This window comes from Chitinispirillales bacterium ANBcel5, from assembly GCA_029688955.1.
GTDB lineage: Bacteria > Fibrobacterota > Chitinivibrionia > Chitinivibrionales > Chitinispirillaceae > Cellulosispirillum > Cellulosispirillum alkaliphilum.
The window spans coordinates 1-1,214 of sequence record JARUKZ010000109.1; the positions used below are offsets into that span (position 1 = coordinate 1).

A 1,214-nucleotide genomic window follows, 5' to 3' on the forward strand; every position below is an offset into this window, starting at 1 on the left:
CCCTGTTTTGCTTGGAACATGCCCTGTTTTGCTTGGAACATGCCCTGTTTTGCTTGGAACATACCCTGTTTTGCTTGGAACATGCCCCGTGCAGCTTGGAACATGCTAAAAACCAAGATGTTTGACCCATGTTCCAAGATGTTTGACCCATGTTCCAAGATGTTTGACCCATGTTCCAAGATGTTTGACCCATGTTCCAAGATGTTTGACCCATGTTCCAAGATGTTTGACCCATGTTCCAAGCGTTTTGGGGCATGTTCCAAGCTGTTTGCTGTTTATAGTGGGGTTCAAAGGATACTGCAGTTCCAGTGACTTAAGTCTGTGCCCAAATTGCAGGTTCGTTATATTACACAGCGACAAAATCGCCGATTGTCGACTATTCAGCCGGGATGTCGATAATTTCTAATGGCCTGGTACAGCACATTTTTTTCAGGGCTCAATGAACATGTCAAATTCAAAAGCTCGATCTGTTTTTGTAGTTACTTACATAGCCACCATAGAGGCTTTGTTTTCATAATGGTACTTTTTTTTCGAACCATTGACTATGCCTCACTCAAAACTTATTTCACTTATAGAAAAACTCTCTTTTCAGTTGCAATGCTAAATTTTTCCGTTTCATACATCAGACTTGCATGTCTAGTTTATTTCGGCTCTGCCTGTAATAATCAAAAACACTAAGGCAAAAGGATTTATCATGTTCCAAACCAATTCTATTCATGCTTATCCACGACCAGATGGTAGAGACCGAGCCGGGAAGGTCTCAAACAACGCTAAACTACGAAGCCTTCCTTTGTCAAAGTGGGCTGCGCCAATGGAGCAAATACTATGATTAATAAACTGCCCAATAGAAAAGCGTTGCGTTTAAAGAGATACGATTATTCCCGACCGGGATATTATTTCATAACCATCCTCACACAAAATAGAATCCATCGGTTTGGCAAAATTGAAAACGGACAGATGATATTAAACGATGCGGGAAAAATGGTTCGGTCCGTATGGTTCGGATTACCCAAACGATTCCCGATGGCTATATTGGATTCTTTTCAAATAATGCCCAATCATATCCATGCCATTATTGGCATCACCGCCCTCATGGTAACAAACAACAATCCTGATTCTGCTTTTTCCGCAGGAGCGCATGATACCGGAGCGCATGATACCGGAGCGCATGATACCGTGTCGCATGATACCGTGTCGCATGATACCGTGTCGCA

3 protein-coding genes are annotated in these 1,214 nt (G+C 42.4%); 2 read left to right on the forward strand and 1 reads right to left on the reverse strand.

What is annotated here, in order from left to right:
* Positions 1 to 105: 105 nt before the first annotated feature.
* A complete protein-coding gene (locus tag QA601_18925; protein MDG5817175.1) occupies positions 106 to 291 on the reverse strand; it encodes a hypothetical protein in 186 nt (61 codons plus the stop codon).
* A 403-nt stretch (positions 292 to 694) separates the two neighbouring features.
* On the opposite strand from QA601_18925, the gene QA601_18930 reads away from it, so the two are divergent.
* Positions 695 to 829 carry a hypothetical protein gene (locus QA601_18930; GenBank protein MDG5817176.1) on the forward strand — a complete coding sequence of 45 codons (135 nt, stop codon included), beginning with the start codon at positions 695 to 697 and terminating at the stop codon, positions 827 to 829.
* Positions 826 to 1,214, forward strand: a 389-nt coding sequence (locus tag QA601_18935; GenBank protein MDG5817177.1) for a hypothetical protein, incomplete at its 3' end; no start/stop codon positions are given. The genes QA601_18930 and QA601_18935, both read left to right, overlap by 4 nt.

Excerpts from the sequence above, each read along its gene's own strand:
- QA601_18930 (MDG5817176.1), top strand. The coding sequence starts at position 695 with ATGTTCCAAACCAATTCTATTCATGCTTATCCACGACCAGATGGTAGA.